Annotated in this window: 15 protein-coding genes; 5 read left to right on the top strand and 10 right to left on the bottom strand. The window is 67.6% G+C overall.

The genetic code is table 11. The features are described from left to right. Positions 1-103 precede the first annotated feature (103 nt). The 8 genes from NU688_RS06265 to NU688_RS06300 all read right to left on the bottom strand — a co-directional run bounded on the left by NU688_RS06265 (position 104) and on the right by NU688_RS06300 (position 7312). Positions 104-1051: a 5'-methylthioadenosine/S-adenosylhomocysteine nucleosidase gene (locus NU688_RS06265; RefSeq protein WP_257860531.1), complete on the bottom strand. Its 948-nt coding sequence runs from the start codon at positions 1049-1051 to the stop codon at positions 104-106. Between the two features lie 8 nt (positions 1052-1059). Beyond that, positions 1060-2061: a BMP family protein gene (locus NU688_RS06270; RefSeq protein WP_257859660.1), complete on the bottom strand. Its 1002-nt coding sequence runs from the start codon at positions 2059-2061 to the stop codon at positions 1060-1062. 168 nt (positions 2062-2229) lie between these two features. Then, the gene (gene upp / locus NU688_RS06275) at positions 2230-2865 is read right to left on the bottom strand and encodes a uracil phosphoribosyltransferase (protein ID WP_257859661.1); all 636 of its coding nucleotides are present in this window, start codon (positions 2863-2865) and stop codon (positions 2230-2232) included. Positions 2866-2932: 67 nt separating this feature from the next. Next, positions 2933-3550 (bottom strand): bifunctional 2-polyprenyl-6-hydroxyphenol methylase/3-demethylubiquinol 3-O-methyltransferase UbiG, encoded by a 618-nt coding sequence (locus NU688_RS06280; protein ID WP_257859662.1) that lies wholly within the window; start codon positions 3548-3550, stop codon positions 2933-2935. Positions 3551-3577: 27 nt separating this feature from the next. Next, complete coding sequence (locus NU688_RS06285) at positions 3578-4987, bottom strand: URC4/urg3 family protein (protein WP_257859663.1); 1410 nt, start codon at positions 4985-4987, stop codon at positions 3578-3580. Then, positions 4984-6306 carry a GTP cyclohydrolase II gene (locus NU688_RS06290; RefSeq protein ID WP_257859664.1) on the bottom strand — a complete coding sequence of 441 codons (1323 nt, stop codon included), beginning with the start codon at positions 6304-6306 and terminating at the stop codon, positions 4984-4986. The genes NU688_RS06285 and NU688_RS06290 overlap by 4 nt, the downstream gene beginning before the upstream one ends. 93 nt (positions 6307-6399) lie before the next feature. Continuing rightward, a complete protein-coding gene (locus NU688_RS06295) occupies positions 6400-6867 on the bottom strand; it encodes a DUF6152 family protein (protein WP_257859665.1) in 468 nt (155 codons plus the stop codon). Positions 6868-6892: 25 nt separating this feature from the next. After that, positions 6893-7312, bottom strand: a complete 420-nt coding sequence (locus NU688_RS06300; RefSeq protein WP_257859667.1) for a hypothetical protein — start codon at positions 7310-7312, stop codon at positions 6893-6895. A 100-nt stretch (positions 7313-7412) separates the two neighbouring features. On the opposite strand from NU688_RS06300, the gene NU688_RS06305 reads away from it, so the two are divergent. The 3 genes from NU688_RS06305 to NU688_RS06315 all read left to right on the top strand — a co-directional run bounded on the left by NU688_RS06305 (position 7413) and on the right by NU688_RS06315 (position 11130). Beyond that, positions 7413-8003 (top strand): sigma-70 family RNA polymerase sigma factor, encoded by a 591-nt coding sequence (locus NU688_RS06305; RefSeq protein WP_257859668.1) that lies wholly within the window; start codon positions 7413-7415, stop codon positions 8001-8003. Continuing rightward, positions 8000-8641: a DUF1109 domain-containing protein gene (locus NU688_RS06310; protein ID WP_257859669.1), complete on the top strand. Its 642-nt coding sequence runs from the start codon at positions 8000-8002 to the stop codon at positions 8639-8641. The genes NU688_RS06305 and NU688_RS06310 overlap by 4 nt, the downstream gene beginning before the upstream one ends. Before the next feature lie 125 nt (positions 8642-8766). Next, entirely contained in the window at positions 8767-11130 is a 2364-nt protein-coding gene (locus NU688_RS06315) for a DUF6351 family protein (RefSeq protein WP_257859670.1), read from the top strand. A 19-nt stretch (positions 11131-11149) separates the two neighbouring features. On the opposite strand, the gene NU688_RS06320 is transcribed toward NU688_RS06315, so the two are convergent. Further along, positions 11150-11857, bottom strand: a complete 708-nt coding sequence (locus NU688_RS06320; protein ID WP_257859671.1) for a Crp/Fnr family transcriptional regulator — start codon at positions 11855-11857, stop codon at positions 11150-11152. 31 nt (positions 11858-11888) lie between these two features. Continuing rightward, positions 11889-13406, bottom strand: coding sequence for a helicase HerA-like C-terminal domain-containing protein (locus NU688_RS06325; protein WP_257859672.1), 1518 nt, complete (start codon positions 13404-13406; stop codon positions 11889-11891). A 102-nt stretch (positions 13407-13508) separates the two neighbouring features. On the opposite strand from NU688_RS06325, the gene NU688_RS06330 reads away from it, so the two are divergent. Both NU688_RS06330 and NU688_RS06335 read left to right on the top strand, forming a co-directional pair. Further along, positions 13509-13820 (top strand): phosphopantetheine-binding protein, encoded by a 312-nt coding sequence (locus NU688_RS06330; protein WP_176657581.1) that lies wholly within the window; start codon positions 13509-13511, stop codon positions 13818-13820. A gap of 3 nt (positions 13821-13823) precedes the next feature. After that, a complete protein-coding gene (locus NU688_RS06335; protein ID WP_257859673.1) occupies positions 13824-14468 on the top strand; it encodes a hypothetical protein in 645 nt (214 codons plus the stop codon). Positions 14469-14479 lie beyond the last annotated feature (11 nt).

The raw sequence follows: 14479 nt of genomic DNA on the forward strand, positions 1-14479 counted from the left end.
CTGGGATGGGGGCAAGCGGCGCTTGCTACACCGCTGCGATCGATCGAAGGCCGCGTGCCCCCACCCCAACCCTCCCCCGGAAGGGGAGGGAGCGAAGGCGGAGTCATTTCCACGCAGCCAGGAACGCCAGCATCACCTTGGCCGAGTTGTCCGCCGCAATGCCCATGAAGGTGCCCATCTCGTTCTCGCCGTCGCCACCGCCCGCGAGGTCGCTGAGCGAGCGGAAGGCGATGTAGGGCACGCCGTTGCTGTAGGCCACCATGCCCACGGCCGCGGTTTCCATGTCGAGCACGTTGGCCTGAAAGGTCTTGAAGGTGTACTGGCGGAACGCCATGTTGTCCATGAAGGCCTGGCCCGAGACGCCATTGCCGCCGATCACGAGCTGGGGCTTGCGCGCGAGGCACTTGCCGGCGCTGCAGTTCGCCAGGTCGACGGTACGGATGCTGCGGGCCACCTCGAGCATCTTCGGATCGACCTCGAACCAGAACTTGCGCTCGATCTCCGGCTTCGCGGCCGAGCGGACCTCGACCGGGCGCGGATGCACCATCCCGAAGTTGGGGAACGTGGCGTCCTTGATGAAGGGCGGCGCGGTGTACTTGCCGGGCGCTGTTTCGCGTGCCATCAGCACCTCGAGGTACTGGCCCCACTGCGCGGGCACCGTCACGTCGCCGACGTGCAGCGACGGATTCACGCCGCCCGCGATGCCGCTGAACACGATGCTCGTCACGCGAAAGCGGTTGAGCACGAGCTGCGTGTTCATCGTCGCGTTCGTCATGCTGATGCCCGAGAGGAACAGCACGACCGGCTTGCCTTCGAGCGTGCCGGTGGTGAACTCGACGCCGTTCACGCTGTGCTTCGCAGGCCCCTGCAGGCGCGCGAGCAGCAGCTTGAGCTCGGGCTCGAAGGCCGAGACCACCGCGATGCGCGGCGTGTCGTCCAGCCGGGTGCTGCTGTTGATGCTGACGCCGGTGCCCTTGTAGACACCGACGCAGCCCGTGAGGCCGAGGGCCAGCACGCCGGCCGCGAGAAGAGTGCGCCAGCGCATCGTCATCTGTTCGCTCACTTTGCGGTTGACTTGGGTTGGCCGTCGTCCACCTTCACGGTGAACTTGCCCGAGAGGATGTCCGCCTGCCTGGCCTTCACCTTCGCAACGATGTCGGCCGGCACCTTCTTCTCGAAGGTGCCGAGTGGCGCGAGTTCAGAGCCCTTGTGCTTCATCTGCGAGTAGACGCCATAGTCCTCGGCGGCGAACTTGCCTTCCTTCACGAGCTTGATCGCGCGGTCGGCCGAGGGCTCGAAGTTCCACAGGGCCGAGGCGACCACCGTGTCGGGGTACTGGCTCTGGGTGTCGATCACGTTGCCGATGGCGAGCTTGCCCTTTTCCTTGGCGGCATCGGAGACGCCGAAGCGCTCGGCGTACATGATGTCGGCGCCCTTGTCGATCATCGCGAAGGCCGCTTCCTTGGCCTTGGGCGGGTCGAACCAGCTGTTGATGAAACTCACGCTGAACTCCACCTTCGGGTTCGTTTCCTTCGCGCCCGCCATGAAGGCGTTCATGAGGCGGTTGACCTCGGGAATCGGGAAGCCGCCGACCATGCCGATGCGGTTGCTCTTGGTCATGCCGCCGGCCACCATGCCGCTCAGGTACGCCGGCTCCTGGATGAAGTTGTCGAACACGCTGAAGTTGGGCGCCTGGGGCTTGAGCGACGATCCCATCAGGAACGCAACCTTGGGAAAGTCCTTCGCGACCTTGCGCGCCGCCGCTTCCACGCCGAACACCTCGCCCAGGATCAGCTGGTTGCCGCCGGTGGCGTACTCGCGCATCACGCGCTCGTAGTCGGCGTTGCTGACGTTCTCGGTGGCCTTGTATTCGATCTCCCCGCGCGCCTCGGCCGCCTTGAGCGCCTTGTGGATGCGGCCCACCCATTGCTGCTCGAAGGGCACGGTGTACACCGCCGCCACCTTGAGCTTGGCCTGCGCAAGCGCGATGCCCGGCGCACCGGCCGCAAGTGCCGCGGCGATGGCGACGGAACGAATGATCAACTGACGGCGTGCTGTCAAGGTCTTCTCCTCGGTCGTAAAAAAACAAGTGCAGCAACCTCCGTGCCCGCTCTGCCTCCGACCCCATTCGGGAAACACCGAGGAACCGGCTTCGCCGGGCCTCAGGTGTTGCCCCCGGTAGGGGGAAGGAGAAGCGGACACGAAGTGCCGCGCAGCCTGGGGGCGAGCCTATTGCGTGCCGAAGATGCGGTCGCCCGCATCGCCGAGGCCAGGCAGGATGTACCCGTGGCTGTTCAGCTCGCGGTCGATCGCCGCGGTGTAGATCGGCACATCCGGGTGCGCGGATTGAAAGGTCTTCACGCCCTCGGGGCAGGTCAGCAGGCAGACGAACTTGATCGACTTGGGGTTCAGCTCCTTCAGCCGCTCGACCGCGGCCACCGCCGAGTTGCCGGTGGCCAGCATCGGATCGACGACGATCACGTCGCGGTTCTCCATCTCGCCGGGCATCTTGAAGTAGTACTCGACGGCCGTGAGCGTCTTCGGGTCGCGGTACAGGCCGATGTGGCCGACACGCGCGCCGGGCACCACCGTCAGCATGCCGTCCAGGATGCCGGTGCCGGCGCGCAGGATCGACACCAGCACCAGCTTCTTGCCATCGATGACCTTGGCCTGCATGGTCTCCAGCGGGGTTTCGACTTCGATGTCCTGCATCGGCATGTCGCGCGTGACCTCGTAGGCCATGAGCATGCTGATTTCGTTGAGGAGCCGGCGAAAGCTGTTGGTGGACGCGTCCTTGCGGCGCATCAGCGTGAGCTTGTGCTGGACGAGGGGGTGGTCGACGAGGTGGACGTTGCTGCTGCTCATTGGAAGGGTCGGACCGCGAAGCGATCGGCTCGTTGTTGTCGTTGGGTGAAGCCGTGAGTCTAAAAGACTAGAAGTCCAGGGGACGTGGCCCGTCCCCTGTCTTGCCGGCCAGAAAAGTCAGCCAGGTGTCGCCGTCTTCGTCGGTGTGCCGGTCGTCCCAGTCGACCCGCAGGCCGGCGGCTTCCAGGCGGGCGGCGAAGCCGGCACGGTCCCAGAACGTGAGATTGCGACGGTCGCCGGCCGCGCCGGTCTCGTCCCGGACGGAGACCAGGAACGCGCCACCCGGCCGCAGCGCACCGGCGACCTTGTGCAGCACCCGGTCGGTCAGATCGCGCTCGACGTGCAGGAGCACGCACAGCGCCAGGACAGCGTCGCAGGGACCGCCGAAGTCGTCGGTGAGTATGTTCAGCAGCTCGGCCCGCTTGCCGCGTTGCATCTGCAGTTCGAGAAAGGCCCGCGTCGCGTCGGTGCGCCGCACCTTCAGGCCGAGGGTCTCGAGGAAATCGGCATCGCGGCCGGTGCCGGAGCCGACTTCGAGCACGGCCGCTCCCGGCTGCACCGCAGCCGCCAGGCGCCGCAGCGCGGCCTCGCGTTCGGCGGGCGGATGCGGATCGATCTGCCGGGCATAGGCCTCGGCGGAAGATTCGTAGGATCGGATGGCCTCGTCGTTCTTTGAAGGTGTCATGAGATCTCGCAGGGGGCGGCCGATCAATCAGAAAACCGTCCCGTCGCTCTCGATCAGGAGCGGTGGCGCTCCATCTCGCAAGCGTTGTGCCAGCGCCCGGCCCGCGGCCCAGGTGCCGCCTTCGAGCACGCAGGCCAGCGGCAGCTCTTCCTCGGTGCGGTCGAGCACCTTGCGCACGCGCGGCGCCACCTCGTCCAGCAGCGCCACGGTGAGCGCGCGCCATTCGACGATGAACTCGTCGCTGGCCTTCCAGCGGCGGGTGAGAAAAGCCGCATCCTTCGGCACGATCACGCCGCTGTCGATCAGCAAGCCGCCGTTGCGGTATTCGGGCAGGGCGGTGAGCGCGTCGAGGTGGCGCACCTTCACGCCCGCCCATTCGAAGGGTTCGAGCAGCGAATAGGTGAGCCATTGCGAGAGCTTGTGGAACGGCATCCAGCCGTTGGTGAGACCGGGCCCGCGCACCGCGCTGTGGCGCCAGCAGTCGCCGAGCGCCAGCGCCGGGTCGCCCGAGCCGATGCCGCCGGCGCTGTCGCTGCCATCGATGGCGATGCTGTCCACCGAGTTCGCCGAGGGCCAGATGCGCGAGAGCGTCTCCAGCAGCAGCGAGAGGATCTGGTGCGCCGTGATCTCGGCCGTGGGCGGAGCGGCCGGGCCGTAGGGGCCGACCAGCGCGTCGAACAGGCGACCGGGTCGGCCGTCGTCGCCGAAGGTCTCGGGCTGCTCGCTCATCGCCTCGCCGAGCCGGCGCAGCAGCGTGGCGCGGCCCGCAAGGCCCACCAGCGGATTGACGTCGCTGACCTGGAAGGCGTCGCCCAGCCGGTCGGTCACGAGGCCCTTGAGGCCGGCCGCGTCGGCTTGCAGCGGGTGGTCGGGGTTGGACGAGAAAAGCCCGCTGGTGAAGGCATGGAAGCTCGCCACGCCCAGGCCTTCGGAGCGCGTGTAGCGCTCGCCGGTGGCGGGCTCGGTGTAGCGCCAGTCGGCGCCGGCGCCGGCATCGAGCAGCACGCTCACCAGCACGAGGTCGATGTGTGCGCGGGCGCGCTGCCGGGCGTCGATGCCCTTGCCGAGCAGCTGGTCGAGCTGCTTCAGCCGGTCGATGCCGCCGGCCTCGAAGTGGCGCCAGCGGCTGTGGTACGGGATGGTGTCCCACGGATAGCGCTCGCGCGTGACCTCGGCCACGGTGCGCGCCGCGTCTTCGAGCGCGTCGTCGCTGCCGATGCGGAACCACTGCGACTCGCCGCGCCGCGCGCGCGCCAGCAGGGCGCCCGCGCGCTGGCGGATGGCGGCCGTGGTGCGCAGCAGCGAGGCCGCGCCGGCCGGGTGGGCGGTGTCTGCGGTGAATTCGATCGATGGGTCGACCTTGCCCGCGCCGCCGGCTGGCAGGCTGCCGGAACCGTCGACGGGCATGTTCGGGTCGGTGTTTCGGCTGGTCGTCATTCGGAGAGTCCGCGGCCCTTGGCCTTTTTCAGTTCCTCGGCGTCCGGCACCGGACCGGGCGTGAAGTAGCCGGCGGCCATCTTGGCGTCCATCTCGACGCGGGCGTCGGCCGGGATCAGTGCATCGGGAATGTTCACGCGCTCGCCGATCTCGATGCCCGAGCCGGTGATCGCGTCGAACTTCATGTTGCTCATCGACACGAGCCGATGGATCTTCCTGATGCCCAGCCAGTGGAAGACGTCGGGCATCAGCTCCTGGAAGCGCATGTCCTGCACGCCGGCCACGCACTCGGTGCGCGCGAAATACTGGTCGGCCGTGTCGCCGCCCACCTGGCGCTTGCGGGCGTTGTAGACCAGGAACTTGGTCACCTCGCCGAGCGCGCGGCCTTCCTTGCGCGAGTAGGCGATGAGCCCGACGCCACCGCGCTGCGCGCCCTGGATGCATTCCTCGATCGCGTGCGTGAGGTAGGGGCGGCAGGTGCAGATGTCGGAGCCGAACACGTCGGAGCCATTGCACTCGTCGTGGATGCGCGCGGTGAGTTCCACCTCGGGGTTAGCCAGGTCGCGCGGGTTGCCGAAGATGTAGAGCGTCTGCCCGCCGATGGGCGGCAGGAACACTTCGAGGTCGGAGCGCGTGACAAGCTCCGGGTACATGCCGCCGGTCTCCTCGAAGAGCGTGCGGCGCAGGTCGGTTTCGGAGCAGCCGAAGCGGCGCGCCACCTCGGGGAGATACCACACGGGCTCGATGGCCGCCTTGGTCACCATCGCGGCGCCGCCCGAGGTGAGAAAGTGGCCGTCGGCCTTCAGGCGGCCGCTTTGCAGCGCCTCGATCACCTCGGGCAGGATCACGTGGGCCTTGGTGATCGCGATGGTCGGGCGGATGTCGTAGCCCGCCGCCAGCTCGGTGGAAAACGCGTCGGCCACCAGCGCACCCCAGGGGTCGAGCGAGACGATGCGGCCCGGCTCGCCCCACTGTGGATAGGGGCCGATCACGTCGGTGGGCGATGTGTTGGTGAGGTCGGCCTTGTGCTCGCGCTTCAAGGCGCCGGACGCCACCGCGAGCGCGCGGTACACGCTGTACGAGCCGCTGTGCGTGCCGATGACGTTGCGGTGCGCGCGCTTGGTGGTCGTGCCGACCACGGGGCCGCGCTCGGTGGCGGTGCCCGCGCCCCACTGGATGGGCAGTGCGCCGAAGCCGCCGGCATGCGAGGTCAGGCGGATGTGGCCGGTCGACGAGGAGGGGTGAAGCGGTGGGAGCGGTGGAGGGGGCGTGGTGCCAGCCGGCAGCGCGGAAGGGATCTCGGTGCTATCTACGGACATTGCAGGCCCTCAAAAAATGCAATGTACCGATCACGCGTGCGGCTGGCAAGCCGGGGCGGACCATGCCCCGCATTCGCCAAACGAGCGTGATGCTCAGGCCGGCGAGGAGCGCAGGCCGTAGGTCTTGCCACCGACGAACAGGTATTCGGCGCGCAGCACCGCATCGCCTTTCTCGCCGGTGAAGGTGAAGCCGAGCACGCCCACCTGGGTGCCGGGCTTGATCTCTTCCACGCCCCAGGCCTGCAGGCGCGTGAGGGGCGCCAGCTCGATCTGCCATTTGCGGTCGCGCCGCGTCGGCAATTGCGCCTTGGCCAGGAGCGCGGGGCCGTCGACGGACGTCGACTGCTTCGGCAATGCACGTTGCTTCAGGTCGGCGGGCAGCGTGGGGTTTTCGGGCAGCTCGAGCTCCAGTTCGCCGTGCGGGTTGCGCCACATGACCTTGGTCGCGCGTCCCTCCAGGTACAGCGGGCGCTCCTGGTCGAAGCTGCTCCATCCATGGTGGGCCCAGGCAGGCAATGCGAGGCTCATCGAACCGGCAACGAAGAGGCGTCTTTGCATCATCTCGGTCTCCTAGATTTCAGGCAGTTCAGAGGTAGGCGATCCAGCGCCCGCAGATGATGACAGCGAGCCAAAACCCCAAGGACAGAAGGCATTGCACCCTGGCGAACCGGTCCAGGGCCGCAACGCCGCTGCGGAAGTGGAACAGCACCGCGTTGGCGCCGGCCAGGGCGATCAGCAGCATCTTGATGCGAAAGGCATTGTTGGCGAGCAGCTCGTCGGGCTGGCCGGAGAACATTGTGAGCCCGGTGACCGCGCACAGGCCGAAGCCGGCGAGGGCGGGGCGCAGCGTCATGCGCGCCAGCAGCGGCGCGGGCAACTCGCGCCCCACGCCGAGGGCGCGCAGCTCGAACACGAAGAGCCCGCCGAACAGCAGTGCGATGCCGACGATATGCACCACCTCCAGCGCCGGGTAGGCCCAGGGGTGCGAGACGAGTCCGCTGAACATCGGCGCAGCTTAGCCGAAGGGCTTGCGGGCGCTGGCACTTTCCCTGGCACGGCACAATCCAACGCACTATTTTTCGACCAGGCTGTAACCAGCCAGCCCGATGGCACGAACCACTGAAGGCAGCAGGATGCAGATGAGCGACGCGGAAGCGGCGCTGCGGAGCCTGTTCCTTCGGGGCCTCGATGGCGACGCGAAGGCCTACCGCGAATTCCTGCAGAAACTCAGCGCGCACCTGCGCGCCTTTCTGGGCAAGCGCCTCTTTGGCTGGCCCGATGAAGTGGAAGACCTCGTCCAGGAATGCCTGCTCGCCATGCACAACCAGCGCCACACCTACCAGAGCGACCAGCCGTTGACGGCCTGGGTGCACGCCATTGCGCGCTACAAGATGATCGACCTCTTGCGCGCCAAGTCGGTCCGCGAAGACCTGCATGACCCGCTGGACGACGACCTCGCGGTGTTCGCCGAGTCGGCCACCGAGGCCAGCGACGCAAGGCGCGACCTGGGCGGCCTGCTCGAAACGCTGCCCGAACGCCAGCGCCTGCCGATCGTGCACGTGAAGATCGAGGGCCTCTCGGTCGCCGAGACCGCGAGCCTCACAGGCATGTCGGAGTCGGCGGTGAAGGTCGGCATCCACCGCGGGCTCAAGGCGCTGGCCGCGCGCTTCGGCCACAACTGGAGTGCTGCTGCATGAAGACCGACGACCTGGTCGCGATGCTGGCGAACGGCCCCGTCGCTGTGCCGCGCCGCGCGACGAGCCGGCGGCTCTGGCTGGCGCTGCTGGTCGGCGTGCCGCTGTCCTTCGTCGTCCTGTTTGTCGAGTACGGATTGCGGCGCGACCTGGTGCAGGCCATGTTCTGGCCGATGTTCTGGGTCAAGGTGCTGTTCCCGCTGTGCATTGCGGCGGCCGGCTTCGTGATGGTGCAGCGGCTCGCGCGGCCCGGCGTCGAGGTGCGGCATGCATGGGCCGGCGCGGTGTTGCCGGTGCTCGTGGTCTGGGCGCTGGCCGTCGTCGCGTGGTTCACCATGCCGGCTGAAGACCAGATGCCGTCGCTGATGGGGCAGTCGTGGCGCATCTGCGCGGCGAGCATCGGGCTGATGGCGCTGCCGGTCTTTGTCGCCACGCTGGTGGCGCTCAGGGGGCTCGCGCCCACACAGCCCGCGCTGGCGGGCGCCGCGGCAGGTGCGCTCGCGGGCGGTGTCGGCGCTGCGGTCTACGCGCTGCATTGCATGGAGCTCACCGCGCCGTTCCTGGCGGTCTGGTACGTGAGCGGGATCGCGGTGCCGGTGCTGGTCGGTGCCGCGCTGGGTCCGCGCCTGCTGCGCTGGTAGCCCTTCGATGTCCCCTCGTGGGACAAACCCTAGTCGGGGCTGAAATGTCGTTCCCATAACAGTCCGCAGAAAACGAAAGTAGTGGAATCGCGTCGCCTTTTTCCTCAAATAACGAAGGAGACGCGATGCGAGACATTTACCGAGCGGGGCTCAGGGTCCTGGGCCTGTGTGTGTTGGCTTCCCTCATCAACTGCGGCGGCGACGGGGGAGGTGGCAGCGGCTTCGTGCCGATCGTGCCGCCATCGGGCAACGCGCCGCCCACGACCAACCCGCCTGGCGGACCTCCGGTGTCGGCGGTTGGCGAGCTGAAGATCCGCACGCTGTCGAACCGCGCCGACATGATCAGCGACGGCGATGCCTACATCGAGATCGTGCTGCCCGAGGGCAAGAGCGCGCTCGATCTCGCCGTGGACCTCGACGGCAAGGACGTCTCTTCCGCCTTCGCCCTGCGCGCGAACGGCCGCGTGCTCGGCACAGTCACTGGCCTTCGCGTGGGCAGCAACACGCTCACCGCCACGCTCAAGTCCACGAAGACCGGCGCGAAGCTCGCCATCGAGAACTTCGGCCGCGGCGGCAACATCTTCGCGGGCACGCCGGTCCAGCCGTGGATCTGCGCGACGAAGGCCGGTTCGGTTGCAACGGTCGCGGTGCCCGGCACCGGCCTGTCGGCGAGCGTGACGACGCAGGTGAGCGGCCTCGATGCCGACCCCGTCGACGCCGACTGCAACGCGCCCACCATCTACACCTACTACTACCAGCCCAAGGCCAAGGAGGGCACCGACTGCGGCCAGCAGCCCTTCGGCCCCTACGCCTGCTTCCTGCAGTACGACCCCACCAAGCGCCCGAAGGACGCAGACATCGCGAACTTCACCACCGACCGCGGCGACACGGTGAAGGCCCTGCTGCGCGTGGAACTCGGCACCATGGGCCGCAGCGAATACCAGGTGGCGGTGTACTTCGACCCCGCCAAGCCCTGGACACCGTGGGAGCCGCAGAAGGGCTGGAACGGCAAGGTGCTCTGGAAGATGGGCGCCTCGGCCTCGGGCAACCGCTTCCAGCAGAACCCGGGCACGGCGCTGTTCGACGACAACGCGTTGCGCGCCGGCTTCATGACGGTCAATTCGCAGCTCACGAACCACAACGACAACAACAACGAGTTCCTGGCGACCGAGAACATCATGATGGTCAAGGAGCACATCGTCGACACCTACGGCGAGATCCGCTTCACCATGTCCGACGGCGGCTCGGGCGGCTCGATGATGCAGACCGTGCCGGCCTCGGTGATGCCGGGCCTGCTCGATGGCCTGCAGACCGGCTACAGCTACCCCGATGCGGTCACGACCTGGATCGAGACGCGCGACTGCGGCAATCTCTGGCGCTACTACGGCACCGGTCCGGGCACCGGCCTGTCGCAGGCGGCAAGGGCCGCCATCGAGGGCCATCCGACGGCCGACTACTGCACCAGCTGGGTCTATTCGTTCCTCGCGCCGCAGAACCCGGTGCAGTCCACCAACTGCGGACCGGGCTTTCCGGCGGCGCTGGTGTACGACCCGGTGCTGCGGCCCAATGGCGTGCGCTGCACCATCCACGACGTGATGACCGCGATCCTCGGCACCACCCAGCTCAACGGCAACACCGTGCCCAACCTGCCGTACGACAACGCGGGCGTGCAGTACGGGTTGAAGGCGCTGCGCTCCGGCGCCATCACGCCCGAAGAGTTCGTGGCGCTCAACGAAGGCATCGGCAGCTGGGACGCGGACATGGTCTGGACGGGCGACAAGGCCGTCATTCCCGCAGTGCGCGCCCGGGCGCAGACCAGCGCCATGACCGCGCTCTACCGCAGCGGCCTCGTCAGCTACGCGAAGAACCTCGCGAAGGTGCCGATCATCGACCTGCGGCCCGAGCTGGGCGCCGACATCCACATGGCCTGGCGCACCTTCGAGCAGCGCGCACGGCTGGATGCGGGCAACGGCGGGCACGACAACCACGTGGTGCTGGCAAGCGCGGCCGGCACCGGCGTCGCGCTCACCAAGCAGGCCTTCCTGATGATGGACCGCTGGCTGAGCGCCATGGAGGCCGACGCATCGAGCGACGCGAAGGAAAAGAAGGTCGTGAAGAACAAGCCCTCCGACGCAGTCGATTCCTGCATCGCGACCGCGGGCATGACCACGGCCGAGTTGGTGGACGTCGGCTTCACCACCTCCGCGTGCCCGGTGAGGCCTTACGAGTCGGTGCGCATCGTGTCCGGCGGGCCGCTGTCGGAAGACGTTTTCAAGTGCCAGTTGAAGCCGATCGACTTCGCATCGGCCGACTACGCCGGCATCCGCTTCACGGGCGGCCAGCAGGTTCGCTTGCAGGCGACCTTCCCCGATGGCGTGTGCAACTGGAGCAAGCCGGGCGTGGGGCAGGTGCCGTGGACGCCGACCACCTTCCGCAACGGCCCCGGCGGGCAGGACATGCCGGCCGCGCCGGTGTCCGTGGCGTTCTGACGTTCCGAGTTGGCAGCCCTCAACCGGGCTGGTTGTTCGGAAACCTCGACAGGCGCTGCCTGTCGAGCACGTTGATGTAGCCGTAGCCCGTCTTGATGAGCTGGGCCGCTTCGAGCTCGTGCAGCGCCGCGTTCACCCGCTGGCGCGACACGCCGACCATCCAGCCGATTTCTTCCTGGCTGATCTGCAGCGTGGCGTCGGTGTTCGGGTAGAGCACCGGATGGAACAGGCTCGCGATGCCGCGCGCCACGCGGGCGGTGGGCTCCAGCAGCCGGTCGAACTTCACCGTGGCGATGAACTGGCTCAGCCGCTCGTTCAGGTGCGACAGCATGAAGTGGTTGAAGGGAACACTGCGGTCCAGCAGCCACGCGAAGGTGTCGCGCGGCAGGTGCAGCGTGGTGGTGGGGCGCGTGGCGGCGATCTCGTACTTGCGCTGCTCGACCTTGAGCAGCGAGCCTTCGCCGATCCAGCCGCCGGTGGCCACGCCGGTGAACATCACCGGCTTGCCGTCGGCCGAGGTGTCCTGCACACGGAGAAAGCCGCGGATCACGCCGATCCAGCTGTCGGCGATCTCGTTGCGCTGGCAGACGAATTCGCCCGGACCGTGCTCGCGCGTGAAGAGCGCCTTGTAGACCACCTCGCGCTCGCTTTGCGTGAGTACGCGCGGCCAGATGCAGCGCTCCCAGAATTCGCTGACCTCCTTGTCCGGCAGCTTGCTGGTGGACATGCGGGTCGCCGCGTGTGTGCCGTTGTCGGCTTCAGCGCTTCTTGCTGCCGAAGATGCCGCCGAGCACGCCGCGCAGGATTTCCTTGCCCACCGAGGTGCCCATGGTGCGCACCGCCGACTTGGCCATGGTCTGCACCAGGCCGTCGCGCTTGCCACCGCGCGGGCCGGTGCTGCCGAAGATCATGTCGTTGAGCATGCCGCCCATGCCGGAGCCGGCCTCCTCGGTGCCGGCCTTGCCCGCCGGTGCGCCGGCTGCGGGTGCATCGGGCGCGGACTCGGCGCGGCCCTTGAGCTTTTCGTAGGCCGATTCGCGGTCCACGGTCTTCTCGTACACGCCGGCGACGAGCGAGTTGGCGATCAATGCCTTGCGCTGGTCAGGCGTGATCGGGCCGAGCTGGCTGCCCGGCGGCAGCACGAACACGCGCTCGGTCACGCTCGGACGGCCTTTTTCATCGAGGAAGCTCACCAGCGCTTCGCCGACGGCGAGTTCGGTGATGGCGGTCTCGATGTCGAGGCCCGGCTTCTGGCGCATCGTGCTGGCGGCCGCCTTCACGGCCTTCTGGTCGCGCGGGGTGAAGGCGCGCAGCGCATGCTGCACGCGGTTGCCGAGCTGGGCCAGCACCGTGTCGGGAATGTCCAGCGGGTTCTGGGTGACGAAATACACGCCCACGCCCTTGGAACGCACGAGGCGCACCACGAGCTCGATGCGCTCGACCAGCGCCTTGGGCGCCTCGTTGAAAAGCAGGTGGGCCTCGTCGAAGAAGAAGACCAGCTTGGGCTGGTCGGGGTCGCCGATTTCGGGCAGCTGCTCGAACAGCTCCGACAGCATCCAGAGCAGGAAGGTCGCGTACAGGCGCGGCGAGTTCATCAGCTTGTCGGCCGCCAGCACGTTGACCACGCCCTTGCCGCCCACGGTCTGCATGAAGTCGGCGATGTTGAGCATCGGTTCGCCGAAGAACTTGTCGCCGCCCTGGGTCTCGATCTGCAGCAGGCCGCGCTGGATGGCGCCCACGCTGGCGGCGCTGATGTTGCCGTACTGGGTGGTGAACTGGCTGGAGTTCTCGCCCACGTACTGCAGCATGGCGCGCAGGTCCTTCAGGTCGAGCAGGAGCATGCCGTTGTCGTCGGCGATCTTGAACACCAGGTTCAGCACGCCGGCCTGGGTTTCGTTCACATCGAGCATGCGGCCCAGCAGCAGCGGGCCCATGTCGGACACCGTGGCCCGCACCGGGTGGCCCTGTTCGCCGAACACGTCCCAGAGCGTGACGGGGCAGGCGGAGGGCTCGGGCACGTCGATGCCGCGTTCCTTGAGCGTGGCGGCCAGCTTGTCGCCGACGGCGCCTTTCTGGCTGATGCCGGTCAGGTCGCCCTTGACGTCGGCCATGAACACCGGCACGCCGATGCTGGAGAGCTTCTCGGCGATGGTCTGCAGGGTGACCGTCTTGCCGGTGCCGGTGGCGCCGGTGATCAGGCCGTGGCGGTTGGCGAGGCTGGGGAGGAGGGCGCACTCGATGCTGTCGTGGCGGGCGATCAGAAGGGGGTCTGCCATGGGGTGCTCCGGGTCGTATCGAAGCGGGCAGTCTAATCAAGCGGCACTCCTATAATCCACCGCCGCACGATAGGTTCAGGAAAAAGTTTTCAGGAGGTTTTTTTGTCATCGACTGCTCAGCCCCCCATTCCCGCCACTGGCGATGCGTCAGAACAGTCGCCGATCGAAAAAGAACTCGCCGTGCTGCTCGTGAACGCCCTCAATCTCGAGGTTGCGCCCGAGGACATCGTCCCCACCGAGCCGCTGTACGGCGAAGGTTTGGGCCTTGACTCCATCGACATCCTCGAAGTCGCGCTCGAAGTCTCGCGGCGCTACGGTTTCCAGCTGCGTTCGGACGACGAACGCAACCAGCAGATCTTCCAGTCGCTGCGCACGCTCGCGACCCACGTCGCCCAGCACCGCAGCGCTTCCTGACCCATGTCACGATGGCGACTGGCGCTCCTGCTGCTGGTGGGAGTGGCCTATGCCGGCCTCTCTCACTGGATGACCCTGTTCCACGCTACCGAGCCGTGGGCGGTGGTGGTGCTTCTGGGGCCGCTCTGGCTCGCGGCCATGGGCATGGCGGCCAGCTGGTTCGGCCGCTGGGGCTTTGCCGTGGTGCTGGCACTGGGTATCGGCGGCTTCTCGCTGGTCTTCCTGGGTGAAGCGGGCGATCCGAACCGTCTCTATGTGCTGCAGCACGTGGGCATCAACGGCGCGCTGTGCGGCTGGTTCGGCTCCACGCTGCGCGGCCGCGGGCTGCCGCTGATCACGCAGTTCGCGCAGCGCGTGCATCCGCTCAAGGGGCACATGCTGTCCTACACGACGCATCTCACGCAGGTCTGGACCGTGTATTTCGCGGTGGTGGTCGTGTCGTCGATCGTGGTCTACCTGACGATGCCGTTCTCGGCCTGGTCGCTGCTGGCCAATGTGCTGTCGCCGCTCACGGTGGCGCTGCTTTTCGTGGGCGAGCACCTGGTGCGGTACAAGCTGCACCCCGAATTCGAGCGCACCCGGCTCGTTGATGCGGTGCGCGCTTTCTACGGCACCTCGACGATCGACAACGGCGCCGGCCCCCGGTGACACAGGCGCAG

It is taken from the genome of Variovorax sp. ZS18.2.2, from assembly GCF_024701975.1.
Lineage (GTDB): Bacteria > Pseudomonadota > Gammaproteobacteria > Burkholderiales > Burkholderiaceae_C > Variovorax.

What these genes read in the sequence shown, in the direction of transcription:
- NU688_RS06285 (WP_257859663.1), bottom strand. Translation starts at nt 4,987, where the DNA reads ATGACGACCAGCCGAAACACCGACCCGAACATGCCCGTCGACGGTTCC.
- NU688_RS06290 (WP_257859664.1), bottom strand. Translation starts at nt 6,306, where the DNA reads ATGTCCGTAGATAGCACCGAGATCCCTTCCGCGCTGCCGGCTGGCACC.
- upp (WP_257859661.1), bottom strand. Translation starts at nt 2,865, where the DNA reads ATGAGCAGCAGCAACGTCCACCTCGTCGACCACCCCCTCGTCCAGCAC.
- NU688_RS06320 (WP_257859671.1), bottom strand. Translation starts at nt 11,857, where the DNA reads ATGTCCACCAGCAAGCTGCCGGACAAGGAGGTCAGCGAATTCTGGGAG.
- NU688_RS06280 (WP_257859662.1), bottom strand. Translation starts at nt 3,550, where the DNA reads ATGACACCTTCAAAGAACGACGAGGCCATCCGATCCTACGAATCTTCC.
- NU688_RS06325 (WP_257859672.1), bottom strand. Translation starts at nt 13,406, where the DNA reads ATGGCAGACCCCCTTCTGATCGCCCGCCACGACAGCATCGAGTGCGCC.
- NU688_RS06265 (WP_257860531.1), bottom strand. Translation starts at nt 1,051, where the DNA reads ATGACGATGCGCTGGCGCACTCTTCTCGCGGCCGGCGTGCTGGCCCTC.
- NU688_RS06305 (WP_257859668.1), top strand. Translation starts at nt 7,413, where the DNA reads ATGGCACGAACCACTGAAGGCAGCAGGATGCAGATGAGCGACGCGGAA.
- NU688_RS06310 (WP_257859669.1), top strand. Translation starts at nt 8,000, where the DNA reads ATGAAGACCGACGACCTGGTCGCGATGCTGGCGAACGGCCCCGTCGCT.
- NU688_RS06315 (WP_257859670.1), top strand. Translation starts at nt 8,767, where the DNA reads ATGCGAGACATTTACCGAGCGGGGCTCAGGGTCCTGGGCCTGTGTGTG.
- NU688_RS06300 (WP_257859667.1), bottom strand. Translation starts at nt 7,312, where the DNA reads ATGTTCAGCGGACTCGTCTCGCACCCCTGGGCCTACCCGGCGCTGGAG.
- NU688_RS06335 (WP_257859673.1), top strand. Translation starts at nt 13,824, where the DNA reads ATGTCACGATGGCGACTGGCGCTCCTGCTGCTGGTGGGAGTGGCCTAT.
- NU688_RS06295 (WP_257859665.1), bottom strand. Translation starts at nt 6,867, where the DNA reads ATGATGCAAAGACGCCTCTTCGTTGCCGGTTCGATGAGCCTCGCATTG.